Genomic DNA, 14,500 nt, shown 5'->3' with positions numbered 1-14,500 from the left:
GGTTATATGGTTTTGGCTGCTACAGATTTGAGCTTCTTGCTTCGTTTGTCGATCAGCAGAATTTCATTCTCATTCTCCCGGTCGGCGCCGATTTCCATATTATCCTCAATGACCGTGTTCTGACTGATGATGGCTTTGTGAATTCTCACGTTCTTGCCGATCTTCACCTTGGGCATAATGACAGAGTCGGTGATGACACTGCCTTCGCCCACTTCAACCCCGTAAAAGAGGACAGAGTGCTTCACCTCGCCATGCACGATGCAGCCCTCATTAATGATGCAGCTTGATACCTTGGCTCCCGGTGCCACATATTGTGCGGGCTGATTCGGATTACGGGTGAAGATTCTCCAGCCGGTATCGTTCAGGTTCAGGGGAGGCGTATCGCTCAGAAGATCCATATTCGCTTCCCACAGACTGTCTACCGTACCTACATCTCTCCAGTAGCCTTCAAAAGGATAAGCGTACAGGGATTGGCCTTCACCCAGCATCATCGGAATAATGTCCTTACCGAAGTCATGGGATGATCCGGCGTTCTCCCCGTCCTCAAGCAGATGCTTGCGCAGAACATCCCATTTGAAAATATATACCCCCATAGAAGCAAGTGTGCTCTTAGGCTGGGCTGGCTTCTCTTCGAACTCGTAGATCTTCAGATCATCTTCCGTATTCAGTATGCCGAAGCGGCTCGCTTCCTCCAATGGAACGTCAATGACCGAGATGGTGCAGTCGGCGTTCTTGGATTTGTGATATTGCAGCATGGCATGATAATCCATCTTGTAAATATGGTCTCCCGACAGAATTAACACATGCTCCGGATCGAATTGATCCACGAACTTAAGATTGCGGTAAATGGCATCCGCCGTTCCCCGGTACCAGCTGCTTCCATTCTCCCGTTCATGCGGTGGCAATACGAATACGCCGCCATCCTTGCGGTTCAAATCCCAATCGCTGCCGACTCCGATATACGAATGCAGCACCAGCGGTTCATATTGTGTCAGCACACCCACGGTATCGATGCCCGAATTGGAGCAGTTACTTAGGGGGAAGTCGATGATCCGGTAGGTTCCTCCGAAATAAACAGCCGGTTTGGCAATCGATTTGGTCAAACTTTTTAATCTTTTCCCTTGGCCTCCCGCCAATAGCATGGCTACCATCTCTTTTTTCTTCATGGAAGAGCCTCCTTGACTTATGGGTAATGGAACATGTAATAAATTAGGTTGAATGAGTGATGCTGTGAAGTTAGACCTAAGTAAATACCCTAAAAAGAAGTGTTGTGAAAAGATGTAGCCCAAAAGAAATGCAGAGACAGGATGAATACGGGTGATACGGGGAGGAAAACAGCTGATCGGGACATATTACCGGTTAAGCCGAATCAAAAGCAAAAACCAGGTTGTATCCTTTATTCTAATAGTGTTCTATACCCGCCGTCAAAACCCTTTATTGCCCGCCTTAAACTGAGTAATTTCTAACTATATTTCATATTCATGGCGCGATAAATCACTATAATTAGATTAATATGATTAACCGCAATCAGCGCGAATGAATCGAAGGTTTGGCTCCAAAGACCTATTTTCAGCAAACCTTCAACCTGTAGCTTCAAACTATGGACATACTATACTTACTTAATTACTGGATATGGAGGAATTGCTAATGAAAGCAGCCCAAGGTGTCCGGCTACTCCTGGTGGATGATGAGCCTCATATCCTTCAGTTCCTGGAGCTGGGCCTAATCAATGAAGGCTTTGAGGTACAGACCGCCGCAGATGGCGCTGAGGCCCTGGCAGCGGCGGCCGACTTCAAGCCGCATGTCGTTATTCTCGATGTGATGATGCCCGGCATGGACGGATTCGAGGTCTGCAGGTGCCTCCGTTCCGAGGAAGCGGAGGTGGCGATCATTATGCTGACCGCGAGGGATGAGGTGGACGACCGCGTCACGGGTCTGTCCCTGGGCGCAGATGATTACATGGTGAAGCCGTTCAGCTTCGAGGAGCTGCTGGCCCGGATTCAGGCCCGGCTGCGCAACCAGTTCCCCGGCCTGCTCGGCGAGGTCCGCTGCGGCCCCTTCCGGATTGACGGCCGCCGCAAGGAGATCCGCCATAAGGAGGAGGTGCTGGAGCTGTCTCCGACCGAATATGAGCTGCTGCAGTATCTGGTGATCAACCACGGACTGGTCCTGAGCAAGCCGATGATTCTGGACAAGGTGTGGGGCTATGACTTCGGCGGGGAGGAGAATATCGTGGAGGTCTATATCCGCTCCCTCCGGGAGAAGCTCGGCGACAAGGAGCACCGGATCATCCGCACCCTGCGCGGGGCGGGGTACCGGGTGGATCTGGTATGACTGCCCGGACCCGTAGATTCACGGGCAGATTCCATGCTCCGCGTTCCCTGCGCAAGCAGTTGCTCGTCACCTCGCTGCTCATTCTCTCAGGATTGCTTATACTGATCGGCACACTCCAGTATGTACTCATGCGAAATTTCATCTACAGCAACCGGGCAGAGGCGATGGAGACCCAGATACGCTCTGTGCCATTTGAAATCTTCAATAATGCAGGTAACAGACGACCCGGGGGAGACCGTCGTCCCCTGCTGCTGGACGCCCATACTACCCTCGCTATCTACAATCAGGATGGCGGCTTCATGGATTTGAAGGAAGAGACTCTGTCCGCTTCGCCTGCTCCGAGAATGAGTAATGAGGCCTATGACCAGCTGTTGAAGCTCCCCACGTTCAAGCCAAATGGGGACTACCGGCTGATTACCGCCGGGGATGGCAGTGAGCATCTGGCTGTCTTCATGAACCTCGGCAGACCGGGTGCTGCCCGGATGCTCCTGCAGATGACGGTGGAGACCGGCCCCCTGAGGGATGTCATCCTGCAGCAGCTGCTTATCTTCGGCGCGTTGTCTGTAGCGGCTCTGCTGGCCGGGCTGCTGCTGTATTTGCCGGCGCTGCGCAAGACGCTGGTCCCCTTATCCAACATGGGGAGATCGGCCCAGATCATCGATGCCGGTAACCTTAATGTGCGGTTCCCTGAGGATCAGGGCCAGCTTGAGATCGACCAGCTCTCCCAGTCCTTCAACGGCATGCTGGAGCGGCTGGAGATATCGTTCAAGAATGAGCGGGAGGCGAAAGAGCAGATGCGCCGGTTCGCCGCCGATGCTTCCCATGAGCTGCGGACGCCGCTGACGTCCATCTACGGCTTCCTGGAGGTGCTGCTGCGCGGAGCTGCCGATAACCGGGAACAGCTCTACAGCGCGCTCAGCAGCATGCATGGTGAAGCCAAGCGGATCAACAAGCTGGTGGAGGACCTGCTTCTGCTCGCCCGGATGGACGGCGCACCCCGGCTGCGGGTCAAGCAGGTACTGCTGGGCGAGCTGATCGACGGCATGCAGGCGCAGCTCCGGGTACTGGCCGGGGAGCGGCAGGTCGTCTTCGACCTGGCCTGCGGCATCCGGTGCCTGGTTGATCCTGACCAGATCAGACAGGTCCTTCTTAATCTATTCCACAATGCGGTTCAGCATACCGATGCGGTCAAGGGCATCATCCATATATCTCTGCACGCCGCGGGAGAACTGGCAGAGCTGACCGTGAAGGATAACGGCTCCGGCATCTCTGCGGAGCATCTCCCGCATGTCTTCGACCGCTTCTACCGCAGCGATTCCTCCCGCACACGCAAATATGGCGGCTCCGGGCTTGGGTTATCGATTACGAGGTCCATTGCCGAAGCGCATCACGGAGAGGTGACGGTATCCAGCACTCCGGGTGAGGGCGCTGCCTTCAAGGTCTCCCTTCCATGTCTGCGGGATTAGCCAATGAGCTGTAAATAGCGATATAATAGTAAGCAGGAATGAAGCAAGTTTTGCGATGTGATTCAATGAAGAGTATGCTATCAAAACTTTTAGGAGGTTATCTCATGTACGAAATCGCCATTATCGGTGCCGGTCCTGCCGGTGCAAGCGCCGCCCTGTTCGCTGCCAAGGCCGGCAAAAAAACACTGCTGATTGACAACGACAAAGGTATGACCCGCAGAGGCTGGTATGAGAATTATTACGGAATTAGCGAGATCGGCGGACCTGATCTTGTAGAAACCGGACATAAGCAGGCCGTGAAGTTCGGGGCTGAGCTGGTTGCCGGACAGGCGACCTCACTGGAAGCCAGCGGTGAGGGCTTCGTCATCGGGATAGAGAGCGGAGCTGCTTATGAAGCTAAGCATGTCGTGCTGGCGACAGGTGTTCTGACGGATCTGGCTGCCGCAGCCGGGGTAACAACCAAGGAGGGTACGGAGCCAAGAATCAAGACGGTGATTGCCGCCACACCGGAAGGCAGAACCAACATCGACGGAATCTGGGCCGCCGGAACCGTTGCCGGAATGAGTGTCCACGCGATTATCACTGCCGGGGACGGCGCCAAGGTTGCCGTCAACATTATCAGTGAGCTGAACGGTGCACGGTATGTCGATCACGATTTGCTGAAGGCTTAGCAGATACAGCTGTTACATAAGAACCGCCTTTCCTTTTTGGAGGAGAGGCGGTTTTTTGATGTGGAAGGAATATAGTTATTTGTTGAGACTGGCGACTCTCTGCTCCTGCGCGTTCTGCTGCGGCCTGCCGCTGTAGAATTCCTGAACGATATAGAGGGGACGGCCCTTCGATTCATCATAGATCCGTCCGACATACTCACCCAGAATACCCAGCATGAGCAGCACGAACCCGTTGAAGGTCAAGGTGATCCCGATCATCGACGCCCAGCCCTTCACGGCCGCATCCGTAAAGAGCGCCAGATACAGTACATACATCAGGTACAGAAACCCGGATACGGACAGCAGTGCTCCAAGAACACCCGCCAGCTTCAGCGGCTTATAAGAGAAGGAGGTAATGCCGTCCAGCGACAGCTTCAGCATCCGTCTGAACGGATATTTGGTCTCTCCGGCCAGCCGCTCCTCCCGCTCGTATTCTATCGCCTTCTGGCGGAATCCAACCCAGCTGACGAGACCGCGAACGAAGCGGTTCTTCTCAGGCAGACGCTTCAGCTCGTCGCAGACCCTGCGGTCCATCAGGCGGAAATCGCCGGTATCCACCGGAATGGAGATATCGGTCGAGTAACGCAGCACCCGGTAAAATAAGCTGGCCGACCACTTTTTGAACAGGGACTCTCCGTTTCGCTTGATCCGCTTGGCATACACGACCTGGTAGCCTTGCTTCCACTCCGCAATCATCTCGGGAATCAGCTCGGGCGGGTCCTGGAGATCCGCGTCAATGATCACGACCGCATCGCCCAGCGCATAATCCATACCTGCGGTAATAGCGACCTGATGCCCGAAATTGCGGGACAGATCGATCAGCTTCACACTTTCATCCCAATAGCTGTATTCCTCGATCATCTGCGCGCAGTTGTCCGTGCTGCCGTCATTGACGAAGATCAGCTCGTAGGGCTCGCCTGTTATGCCCATTACTTTTTTGATGCGCCGGTAGGTCTCCTGAATAACAGCCTCTTCATTGAACATCGGTATGATAATGGAATAGCGCACTTGAACACTCATGGGCAGCTCCTCCTCAAAAGTAGTAAGGAAGCGCGCCGGCACACGACCGGATATACGCGCTTCCTGATCTCCTGCTCAAGCAGGTTAGTTCAGGGTGATCTCGTACAAGGTTCCGGCATTGCCGCTGTTCTGCGTTCCCTGCCAGTCTGCGGCCGGAACCTCCGTCCCGTTCGCGGTAATCCATTCCGTAATCTCCGAGCTGCCGCCGCCCCGCATCCCGCCCATGCCGCCGCTGGTGACCAGGAAGTACTTCACTTGCCCGCTCTCTACAAGCTCCTTCAGAGTGGCTGGGGTGTAGGGCGTATCTGACGCATTGAAGCCGTTCAGGATGACGACCTGCTCCCCTTCGTCGATGATATACGGGCCTGCCGTTCCATAATCCATCGCTGCGAACAGATATTTCTCGCCGGTATTATGCTCCTTGAGATAGGTCAGCAGAGACTCATTGATACCGGCAGCGTTATTCCTTCCCCCCATGCCGCCCATGTTGGCTATGTTGGGCATGTTGGCTATGTTGGGCATGTTGCCCATTGCGCCCATCCCGAAGGAGCTGCCGCTGTTCGGCCCTGCTGCTGGAGTCATACTATTATTCCCATAGACAATCGGTGTAAATGCCCAGTAGAGCGGGCCAATCAGCAGTACCAGGAACCCAGTTACCGCAGCGGCATGTAACCAGGAGGGCTTATCGCGTAGCGCCTTCAGCAGCCGCAGAATGACCAGCAGTACCGTCATGGCAAGACCTGCTGCCAGAATACCGGAGGACCAGCCGCTGCCGATCGTATCGTCGTACGGACGGATAATGTACACCTCAAGTACCGTTGTAGCCAGCACCGCTGCGGGCAGCAGCCAGGACAGCCAGGCCTTCCGCTCCTTATAGTAGCTCCAAAGCTGAGACCAGCCTGCACCTGCCAGCGCCGCCACCGGCGGAGCCATCATAATCAGGTAATAATGGTGGAAGAAGCCTGCGATGCTGAAGAATCCCATGACCGGGACCAGCCAGGCCAGCCAGAAGATGGCTTCCTTATGCTGCCGGGTGAAGCTCCTGCGGCGCAAGCTGGCCAAGATCCCGATGCTGCCAAACAGCACGAACGGCAGCAGCCAGCTCGCCTGGCCGGACAGCTCCTGCTGGAACAGCCGCAGCGGACCGGCAGTGCCTGTGTTGAACATGCCGCCGCCGTTCATTCCTCCGCGTCCGTTCGGGCCGCCGAACCCGCCGAATCCGCCTTCCGCTCCTTCTCCGCGCCGTCCGCCGTCCTGACCGCCCGGCACCATTCCGCCACCGCGTCCGTCCTGGCCTGGAGCAGTCCCGCCGCTGTCACGGCTCTGATTGTCCCCGGCGGCGGAATCACGGCCGTTCGTCGCCCCTTGCCCGTCTGCGCCCCCTTGTCCATCAGCTCCATCCATGGGCGGGAATTCACCGCCTAATTCCGGCATTTCCCCGTTCATTCCGGGCATACCGCCACCGAATCCACCGCTTCCGCCTGCCCCGCGGTCACCGGTCAAGCGGGACACACCATTATAGCCAAAAGCCAGATTAAGCACAGAATTGGTGCCGCTGCTCCCGATGTAAGGCCGCTCATCTGCCGGAATGGAATCGACAATTACAGCCCAGGATAGAGACACTGCCAGCAGTACGGCAGTGCAGGCTGCAAGGGTGCCGGTCTTCTTTTTCCAGTTCACCTTGGCTGCCAGAAGATAGAATAGATAAAAGGCCGGAAGAACCATATAAGCCTGCAGCATCTTCTCATTGAAGGCGACACCGATGAGCCCGAAGGCGGCGAGCAGGCTACCCGTCCGGTGGGTCCGGGTACCTCGGAAGAGAAACCATGCCGCCAACAGCAGCGTGAACACCAGCAGCGCATCAATATTGTTCGTCCGGCTTACCGCCGCTGCTACCGGGGTAGCCGCCATAACGAGCGCTGCTAGCCGTGCCGCCGCCCGTCCGAAGGAAGGCTTCACCAGCAGATAGACTAAGAGTACCGAGCCTACACCGCCGAGCACCTGCGGCAGAATGACACTCCAGCCATGCAGGCCGAAGACCAGCGCGCTTAAGGTCTGCAGCCAGAAGGTTACCGGCGGCTTATCGACTGTTACAGACCCTGCTGAATCCAGGGAAGCGAAGAAGAAGTTATGGAAGCTCTGCAGCATGCTGCCCACTGCGGTTGTATAGTACGTATTGGCATATTGGTCATTCCAGATTCCGTATCCGTACAGGACGGCTGCCAGCAGCATAATCATTACCAGTACAACATCGGTACCCGGCCTCTTCAGTATTTTCATCGTTTGATCCACTCCGATTCGTTCATTTCTTAGGTGTATTATGGCATCCGTACCTTAACCGGCAATGAACGCCCGCTGAATGTTTGCTGAACGTGCCGGACACGCCAAATACCCCACCAAGTGATATATCCTGGTGGGGTATTTGGGAGAGCAACTATTTCCTTTACGGCTTACTGGCCAGCGATGCTACCTTGTTCAGGGTGTTCCAGTTGCGCGCGGTAAGCGCCGTTCCCAGCAGCTTGTCGAATGGTACCTTGAACAGCGGCGACTCGCTCACACTCACTTCATAGAAGGCATACAGCTCCCTGCCGATCACCTGCACCTTATCGGCTCCATCCTCATAGGGACGGAGCTTCTCCAGCGCTTCAGCGGATGGCTCTGCTGCCAGAAACGAGACGTACAGGCGCTTGTAGGCTTCCTGTTCACTCTGCGGGAACGGATTACCGGCGATGACCGCCTCCAGCTCCTCCAGAGAACGGATGATGACAGGCACCTCAAAGCCGAAGGTCTCCTGGATCCGCTGGCTGATGGTCCCGGCGAGCCCGGAAGCGGAGGCTCCTTCACTCTCGAACACAACGTTGCCGCTCTGAATGTAGGTGCGCACATTCTCATATTTAAGCGCTTCGAACATCGCCTTCAGTTCTTGCATCTTAATGATTTTGTTGCCGCCGACATTAATGCCGCGCAGTAAGGCAATGTATGTATTCATCTGCGTTCCGCCTTCTCTATATCATCTATTATTCTGTTGCCCGCAGCGCTATGCTCTCAGGCGTCTGCGGATCTCGCGGACCAGCAGCTCCTTCTCGGGAACCGGAAGTCCTTCAACCAGCCGTGCGGCTGCTACCGGCAGTATCCACGGGTTGATATCGGCAAGCGTCAAGCCTGACAGCTTCAGATACCTGCGGACATATTGCGCGGTCAGCCGCTTCCTGGCGAACCCCAGGAACCCCTTAGTGAACACAGAAGCCCGCTCAGGCAAGGCCCCGATACTGAACATGATTACCGACCGTGCAACATCCGCTGCAGGATTGCCGCGGACGCCTGTCATCCAGTCAATAACCCACAGCTTACTGTCCATCAGGATGTTGTCCGGGTGGAAATCGCCATGGCATAGCTTCTCCCCGTCCGGCAGCTCTGCAAGCCGGGACAGAATCTGTGATTTCTCCTCTGTCGCAAGCATGGGTGCAGCTATGATCTGATGTTCCAGCTGCTTCTTCTGCGCTCCAGCTTCTCCCATGCCCTCAAGCTGGTGAAGACTGTAGTGCAGGCCGGCCATCTGCTTGAAGCCGCTGAAGTTCAGCCACGGCTTCCGGTTCATCTGCTGTAACAGGGTCGGACCGGCGATCTGCTGATACACAATTCCCGGTCTGCCCTCTACCACTACCCGCTCATGAGGCTGCGGAGTAGCAACACCTTGTTCATAGACCCATTTACTGAAGCGGTATTCTAAGTCCACATGCTCTTCCGGAACGTCATCGCGGTACAGCTTAAGAATCATTCCTTCCCCGTACTCCAGCACTTCCGCCGTTCTGCCTTGACCGATTACCTTCCCCTGCATATCAATGTCCTCCCGGCTAATCCAGACTGATCCGCGAGTAGATGCTCTCATCTCCCTTTATAGTGAATCGCGGAAAAATTCATGATAGAAATTAATAATAACCAGCAGCACAGCCAGCGATTCGTTGACGCTATCCACTTCCAGAGAGTGGTTGGCATCGTCAATCCTGTAGACCCGTACCTGCTTCATGCTGCTAAGCTCGGCAGGATGCTGCCCGGTGAACATCGGGTCACTCCCGCCGTAAATCACACTGCCCCGGCTCTGCCGGATGAACGGGAGACTCTCCGCCACAGGGGTAAGGAACAGATGTGAGACCTTCTCGCCCATTCCAGGCTCCGACGCCACCTTACCGGCAATAATCGTCCCCATACTCTTGCTGATGAACAGGAGTTGCTCATAGTCGGGAAGCGAAGCAAGAGCAATCTTGCATTCCTCGGCAACAATATCAATCTCCTCGCGCTTGAAGGCTACTCTCGCAGCCTGGTAGCCGTATTCGAGCAGCAGCAGGTCACAGCCGTATTCCCGGGCCAGCTTGCCCGCATAATCCAGCAGCGGCCGCTCGGCGGAATAATTCTGTCCCGGGAACACCACAGCCAGCACCTTGGAGCCTTGCGTGATAAGCTTATGTCTGACCTCTCTGCCCCAATGTGAGGACATTACAATGCTCGATACGCTCATCTATAATCCACGCCTTTCCTACCTGTTCTATGAGATTCTCTCTTGCCTCTCATTATAGCTAACTTCAGCACAGGTTGAAAACCGGACAGCCCCGCAGGGCGGGGCTGAATAGCTGACGCTGCTCTATGAACCTTCTGGCTGCTGCTCTGGAAGGGCCTTGTGTCTACTGTTCCTTCTGCGGGCGAGAAGCTCCGCTGTAAGCCACAGCAGTACAGGGATAACTACCTGGAACGGGAGTGCATATATCTTGTAGATATGATACGCGAAATACTCCATTTCCATAATATTGGAATAGATGAAATCCGACAGATAGACCATGATCAGTCCCATCTGAAGCACTACAGACCGGTAGCTCTCCAGCTTGAATACCTTGGCCACACCGTTGCAGGTTACATACAGGCACAGACTGACCTTGATGAAGAGCGCCGTAACAAACACAATGGCAGCGGAGCCTTCAATCCGGGTGACGAAATCGCCGATATTAATCCGGCTGACCGCCACGTAAGAGGGGTAGTACAGGCTGGACAGAATATCAGGGCCGAGCATCAGCAGGTTGCGCAGCGTGATCATAATAATGATCCCCCCTGCAATCAATGTGCTGCTGACCAGCACCCGCTTGGCAGAGCCCTTGGCCGGAATGGCGCTGAATGCGCCAAGGAAGACTACAATCTCGGCAAAAGGGAAGGTGAACGAGCCTGCTGTATCTGCGAGAATAAGGTTAAATCTGGTATTGAGTAGCGGCTTCAGATGATGGTATTCAAATTTGGGTACGGAGAGTAGTTGTAAGACCACAATTACAATCAGCGAGAACAGCAGCAGGAATTTGGCGCTTCTTCCAAGCACCTCGATCCCGGCGTGGACCACCCACATACAGAGCAGGCCAATCATAAGCATGGGTGCGAGCATCGGAGTTGCGGTTAAAGCCACGGTCTTGCTGAACTCCCCGAAATTGCGCAGCACCAGCGCTCCCAGATGTAAAGCATACCAGATATACAGACAACAGAGCATCCGTCCCAGGACGGATCCGAACACTTCAATCAGCATGTCATACAGATCCTTGCCCGGAAACAGGACATGGAGTCTCGCATAGACCAGCATAAGCGGAACGGCCAGCAGAATTGCCAGCAGTTGGGCAATCCAGCTGCTGTTGCCGGACTGTGACGAGGTTCCCAGGAACAGGGAAGCACCGGTGACAAATAATACAGCGATGCTGATGGACTGGCCAGCCGGAATAGTCTCTTTGCTCACACTCTCCTCCTCCTTCAGCGGTGCGCTCTAATATAGCTTTTTCACCCATTCCACAAACAGCGGTGACGGACTGGGAATCTCCCAGCGCATCGACAGTGCGAAGGCCAGCCCGAAGGAGATCAGGTACAGGGCGGAGCAGACCAGGAAATCCCGCTTCATTCCCTTCTTCCGCAGCCCATATGGATCAATTACAGCTATCAATGCGTAGATCAATATCACGTAAATGAACATTCTTAATCCCCCAGCCGGATGGCCCGCGAAGTCTTGGCACTGCTCTGTATCGTCAGCTTGGACTTGACGCTCACTTCAAGACCGGCAAAGGCCTCAGGCCAGTGGTCTTTCACTTTGGCCCAGAGCTTAGGATGATTCTCGTACAAGCTCTCTCCAAAGCCAAAAATATCAGCATCGTATCGCTGCTGCATCTTATGAATTAACGCCAGAATATCCGCCTGCAGCCGCTCAGCTGCCCTTTGCTCGATATCCTGAATTGTCTCATCCTCAAGGAATCCCTCCGTTATCATAACCTCATCCAGCCCTGTCTTGGTTACCGTATGAATCTGTATCTGGAGCTTGCCATCCACCATTTCATGCTTCAGCTTGGTCTGATTGGAGACAATCTCCAGGGAATACGCCGGATTCCCCCGCTTATCATCTACAGCCAACACCCCTCCCTGCATTACATTTTTGATTATAAGCATCGTCTTCGTCTCATCGCCGCTCAGTTTGCCTACCATCCGGTCCTTCACAAATACGGCGGTACCTGCCACCCTTTCGCTCTGCTCACCATTTTTTCGGTGAATATGAATGATTGGGGCCGTCGCATTAATCCCCGAAGTCTCCAGCTTGTCGATGAAATCCCAGATCTCCACAGCTGGAGCGATGTTCGTATACTTCTCGTCACGCATCATCTGGGCCAATTCAAAGGACAGGATGGCTTCCGTGGTGCTTTTCATATTGAGCACCTCACGGGCCGTCTTCTCTCCAGACACGAAGATGAACACATCCGAGCGGGTCTCCGTGTCCCGGCTGTACCAGTCAATGACTTTGACTAGCCCCTCTCTGGCGACTTCCTCACTGATGATTATGGCCTTCGCATGACTCCAGAAAAGCTTCTTGCCTGTCATAGAGATCATATTGCGGACGATCTCAAACATCGTATTCCCGCTGAGGCTGACCATCTTGTAGCCCGCCTGGGCCTTGTCCGCCGACCCGCCTGTATCCACTACCTCTGCTGTAAGCAGCAGCTTCCCATCCTCATTCTTATCAATGGCCACTCCGGCGACAATCGCCATATCATCCACCTCGGCATAATTCCAGCAGCCGGTGAGTCCCAGGCTCAGCAACAGCAACAGTGCGATAAGAGAGGTACACCCTCTCAGCAGAGATCTCATGACCGCTTGGCCGGTCTCTTGGACGGCTTCCTTCTTCGGTTACGCATGCCAATCACCGCAGGCCGCAGATTCATATCCCACCAGGGCGCACGGACAGCGGTGTCCTTAATATCCTGGGGGCGGATCGAGCCTACCCCGAGCATGTATGAGACGCCGAAGGAGCGCAGGCTCATTAGGTGAATGACCAGACCGAGCAGACCGAAGAAATACCCGTAGAGGCCCAGGAAGAAGGTGGTGCCCAGCAGCACCAGTCTGGCGATGATCAGCGGTCCGGTCAGCCTCGGATTGAGCAGCGTCGTTATCCCTGTCAATCCCACCACAATGACCATCGGCGCACTGACAATCCGCGCATCCACAGCAGCCTGGCCCAGCACCAGCGCCCCGACAATGCTTACAGCCTGGCCAATCGATGTCGGTATCCGTGCCCCCGCTTCCCGCAGCACCTCGAAGATGGTCAGCATAAGCAGCGCTTCCACTATGGTTGGAAAAGGTACCGATTGCCTGGCAGTCGCAATACTAAGCAGCAGCAGGGTAGGGACCATCTCCTGGGCATAGGTTACAAGGGCAATATAACCAGCCGGGATACTGATCGACATGAAGGCTCCCAACACTCTAAGCACACGGTTAAACGATGCAAAATAATAGTTGATATAATAATCCTCACTGGCCTGGAAGTTCTCAACGAATACATAAGGAACGGTCAGCGCAAAAGGGGTGCCTTCGACGAGGACCGCAACCCGGCCCTCCATGATTTTGCTCACGAGTGTGTCCGGCCGTTCGGTACTTCCAACGGTTTCAAACGGAGAGTAGGGCTCGTCGCGGATCAGCTCGGACAGATAACCCGTGTCCAGAATCAGATCAAGCTCTACCTTCTCCAGCCTGTCATACACCTCCTTAATAATATCGGGAGAGGCCAGGCTCCCCATATAGCAGATACAGGTCTGCGTCTTGCTGCGTGTTCCGATTTCCGTGAATTCAATTTTCAGATCCGGATCCCGTACCCTGCGGCGGATCAGGGTCAGATTCACAAGCAGCGATTCGGTGAAGCCCTCACGGGGGCCGCGTACCGCTTTTTCTGTAGTAGGCTCTTCTATCGCTCTGGAGTCCCATCCCTGAACATTGATGAGAAGCCCTCCGGCATAGCCTTCCAGCAGCAGCACCGCCTTCCCGCTGACGACCGCCCCGATCAGTCCATCCAACTCCTCGGAGACCATGACATCTGGGGTATCAATGACACTCAACCGGATTCTCTCCATCAGAACCTTAGGATCCCGGTGCTCTTCTTCTTCAGGCTGGTAAGCGAGTACCGGCTTGATGATCCCCGTCTGAATCAGATTCCGGTCCACCATTCCATCGACATAGATTAACCCGCAGCGGACGGGAGCGCCCTGGCTGTTCTCTATAATCCTTACTCTTAATGTCCCGTCGTTATTGAATATCTTCCGCAGCCGATCCACCGTCTCCTCCAGCGAAGGGCTTAGCGGGGGATACGCTGATAGGGTACCGGCAGCTTCGCTGTTCAGTGCAGGTTGCTTGTTCTTCACCGCTATCACTCCTCTCAGAGATCTATTGCTCTGATTATCCCCCGTCTCTCTGACTCCTATTCGCCAGAATTTGCTGGATAGGAGAAGCAGAAGCCGCCCGGCCCTTGAACGGCACAGCAAATAAGCCCGCTCTGTAACAGAGGGGCCGGCTGGACCAAGCTTCGTATGATATCGTCAGCCGCTGCTCCACTAAGGCAAATGCTCCTTGCAGCAGCCGCTTTATGTTATGGTTAGTACAGTTAGAAAACAGCGGTGGGACTGTTACAGACAG

13 protein-coding genes are annotated in these 14,500 nt (G+C 54.8%); 3 read left to right on the top strand and 10 right to left on the bottom strand.

All coding sequences use genetic code 11. The annotated features are described in order from the left end of the window. Positions 1 to 2: 2 nt before the first annotated feature. Positions 3 to 1,166 (bottom strand): glucose-1-phosphate adenylyltransferase, encoded by a 1,164-nt coding sequence (locus MHH78_RS33615; protein ID WP_076083906.1) that lies wholly within the window; start codon positions 1,164 to 1,166, stop codon positions 3 to 5. A 481-nt stretch (positions 1,167 to 1,647) separates the two neighbouring features. Between MHH78_RS33615 and MHH78_RS33610 the strand changes: the two genes are divergently transcribed. From MHH78_RS33610 to MHH78_RS33600, 3 genes are all read left to right on the top strand, one after another. After that, a complete protein-coding gene (locus tag MHH78_RS33610; RefSeq protein ID WP_340990910.1) occupies positions 1,648 to 2,334 on the top strand; it encodes a response regulator transcription factor in 687 nt (228 codons plus the stop codon). Further along, positions 2,331 to 3,800, top strand: a complete 1,470-nt coding sequence (locus MHH78_RS33605) for a sensor histidine kinase (RefSeq protein ID WP_341170449.1) — start codon at positions 2,331 to 2,333, stop codon at positions 3,798 to 3,800. The genes MHH78_RS33610 and MHH78_RS33605 overlap by 4 nt, the downstream gene beginning before the upstream one ends. A 104-nt stretch (positions 3,801 to 3,904) precedes the next feature. Next, entirely contained in the window at positions 3,905 to 4,471 is a 567-nt protein-coding gene (locus MHH78_RS33600) for an FAD-dependent oxidoreductase (protein WP_341170448.1), read from the top strand. A 75-nt stretch (positions 4,472 to 4,546) separates the two neighbouring features. Here the strand turns inward: MHH78_RS33600 and MHH78_RS33595 are convergent, their stop codons facing one another. The 9 genes from MHH78_RS33595 to MHH78_RS33555 all read right to left on the bottom strand — a co-directional run bounded on the left by MHH78_RS33595 (position 4,547) and on the right by MHH78_RS33555 (position 14,229). Continuing rightward, positions 4,547 to 5,530, bottom strand: a complete 984-nt coding sequence (locus tag MHH78_RS33595; RefSeq protein WP_340990907.1) for a glycosyltransferase family 2 protein — start codon at positions 5,528 to 5,530, stop codon at positions 4,547 to 4,549. A gap of 84 nt (positions 5,531 to 5,614) precedes the next feature. Continuing rightward, the gene (locus tag MHH78_RS33590) at positions 5,615 to 7,810 is read right to left on the bottom strand and encodes a glycosyltransferase family 39 protein (protein ID WP_341170447.1); all 2,196 of its coding nucleotides are present in this window, start codon (positions 7,808 to 7,810) and stop codon (positions 5,615 to 5,617) included. 163 nt (positions 7,811 to 7,973) lie between these two features. Next, on the bottom strand, positions 7,974 to 8,519 hold the full coding sequence (locus MHH78_RS33585) for a DUF1697 domain-containing protein (protein ID WP_341170446.1): 546 nt from the start codon (positions 8,517 to 8,519) through the stop codon (positions 7,974 to 7,976). A 48-nt stretch (positions 8,520 to 8,567) separates the two neighbouring features. After that, positions 8,568 to 9,368: a phosphotransferase family protein gene (locus MHH78_RS33580; protein WP_076083879.1), complete on the bottom strand. Its 801-nt coding sequence runs from the start codon at positions 9,366 to 9,368 to the stop codon at positions 8,568 to 8,570. 57 nt (positions 9,369 to 9,425) lie between these two features. Next, positions 9,426 to 10,046 (bottom strand): hypothetical protein, encoded by a 621-nt coding sequence (locus MHH78_RS33575; RefSeq protein ID WP_341170445.1) that lies wholly within the window; start codon positions 10,044 to 10,046, stop codon positions 9,426 to 9,428. A 123-nt stretch (positions 10,047 to 10,169) separates the two neighbouring features. Next, positions 10,170 to 11,294, bottom strand: a complete 1,125-nt coding sequence (locus MHH78_RS33570) for a GerAB/ArcD/ProY family transporter (RefSeq protein ID WP_341170444.1) — start codon at positions 11,292 to 11,294, stop codon at positions 10,170 to 10,172. A gap of 27 nt (positions 11,295 to 11,321) precedes the next feature. Beyond that, positions 11,322 to 11,525 (bottom strand): hypothetical protein, encoded by a 204-nt coding sequence (locus tag MHH78_RS33565; RefSeq protein ID WP_076083870.1) that lies wholly within the window; start codon positions 11,523 to 11,525, stop codon positions 11,322 to 11,324. Between the two features lie 2 nt (positions 11,526 to 11,527). Beyond that, complete coding sequence (locus MHH78_RS33560) at positions 11,528 to 12,685, bottom strand: Ger(x)C family spore germination protein (RefSeq protein WP_341170443.1); 1,158 nt, start codon at positions 12,683 to 12,685, stop codon at positions 11,528 to 11,530. Next, positions 12,682 to 14,229 carry a spore germination protein gene (locus tag MHH78_RS33555; protein WP_340825717.1) on the bottom strand — a complete coding sequence of 516 codons (1,548 nt, stop codon included), beginning with the start codon at positions 14,227 to 14,229 and terminating at the stop codon, positions 12,682 to 12,684. Before MHH78_RS33555 ends, MHH78_RS33560 begins: the two co-directional genes overlap by 4 nt. Positions 14,230 to 14,500 lie beyond the last annotated feature (271 nt).

Origin of the sequence: Paenibacillus sp. FSL H3-0333, assembly GCF_038002805.1 — a bacterium.
In the GTDB taxonomy this organism is placed as follows: Bacteria; Bacillota; Bacilli; order Paenibacillales; family Paenibacillaceae; genus Paenibacillus_AQ; species Paenibacillus_AQ silagei.
The sequence above is the reverse complement of the archived record's forward strand: the minus strand, read 5'-3'. Positions and strand labels throughout refer to the sequence as shown.

What these genes read in the sequence shown, in the direction of transcription:
- MHH78_RS33565 (WP_076083870.1), bottom strand. Translation starts at nt 11,525, where the DNA reads ATGTTCATTTACGTGATATTGATCTACGCATTGATAGCTGTAATTGAT.
- MHH78_RS33590 (WP_341170447.1), bottom strand. Translation starts at nt 7,810, where the DNA reads ATGAAAATACTGAAGAGGCCGGGTACCGATGTTGTACTGGTAATGATT.
- MHH78_RS33610 (WP_340990910.1), top strand. Translation starts at nt 1,648, where the DNA reads ATGAAAGCAGCCCAAGGTGTCCGGCTACTCCTGGTGGATGATGAGCCT.
- MHH78_RS33580 (WP_076083879.1), bottom strand. Translation starts at nt 9,368, where the DNA reads ATGCAGGGGAAGGTAATCGGTCAAGGCAGAACGGCGGAAGTGCTGGAG.
- MHH78_RS33560 (WP_341170443.1), bottom strand. Translation starts at nt 12,685, where the DNA reads ATGAGATCTCTGCTGAGAGGGTGTACCTCTCTTATCGCACTGTTGCTG.
- MHH78_RS33595 (WP_340990907.1), bottom strand. Translation starts at nt 5,530, where the DNA reads ATGAGTGTTCAAGTGCGCTATTCCATTATCATACCGATGTTCAATGAA.
- MHH78_RS33600 (WP_341170448.1), top strand. Translation starts at nt 3,905, where the DNA reads ATGTACGAAATCGCCATTATCGGTGCCGGTCCTGCCGGTGCAAGCGCC.
- MHH78_RS33585 (WP_341170446.1), bottom strand. Translation starts at nt 8,519, where the DNA reads ATGAATACATACATTGCCTTACTGCGCGGCATTAATGTCGGCGGCAAC.
- MHH78_RS33615 (WP_076083906.1), bottom strand. Translation starts at nt 1,166, where the DNA reads ATGAAGAAAAAAGAGATGGTAGCCATGCTATTGGCGGGAGGCCAAGGG.
- MHH78_RS33605 (WP_341170449.1), top strand. Translation starts at nt 2,331, where the DNA reads ATGACTGCCCGGACCCGTAGATTCACGGGCAGATTCCATGCTCCGCGT.
- MHH78_RS33575 (WP_341170445.1), bottom strand. Translation starts at nt 10,046, where the DNA reads ATGAGCGTATCGAGCATTGTAATGTCCTCACATTGGGGCAGAGAGGTC.